This window comes from Vibrio sp. 10N.286.52.C3, assembly GCF_041468865.1.
Taxonomy (GTDB): Bacteria; Pseudomonadota; Gammaproteobacteria; order Enterobacterales; family Vibrionaceae; genus Vibrio; species Vibrio crassostreae_C.
Genome location: NZ_JBFRJM010000115.1, coordinates 1 through 479, shown reverse-complemented (window position 1 = coordinate 479; position 479 = coordinate 1). Strand labels below are relative to the sequence as shown.

General features: G+C 48.9%; 1 protein-coding gene. It reads left to right on the top strand.

Annotation, left to right across the window (positions count from 1 at the left end; all coding sequences use genetic code 11):
• Positions 1 to 479: tandem-95 repeat protein (locus AB4138_RS23570; protein WP_372307931.1), on the top strand; the 479-nt coding region annotated here is incomplete at both ends.

Genomic DNA, 479 nt, shown 5'->3' with positions numbered 1-479 from the left:
GTCCCTCAAGATCAACAGTTCAGCGTTGAAGAAGATGGAACGCTTATCTTCACCGATGCAGACCTATTAACAGGCGCTACTGACATTGAAGGCGACAACCTAACGGTTGAAGGTGTGACCTACGACGGTGGCGACGGTATTCTTACCGACAACGGTAATGGCACATACACCTTTGCTCCGAATGAGAACTTCAATGGCGACGTAAACTTCGGCTTCGATGTCTCTGACGGCACCGATACGGTGTCAGCAAACATCGATGTGAGTGTAACTGCCGTTGATGATGCACCTGTGTCAGGCGATTTAGCGTACTCAATCGATGAAGACGGTTCTATCCGTCTAAGCCAAGAGCAACTGTTATCACAAGCATCAGATGTTGAAGGCGATGACCTAACAGCCAGCGGCTTAACGGTCGACGGTGATGCAACCGTTACTCAAAACGATGACGGCAGTTTCACGATTACGCCAGATGAAAACTTCAA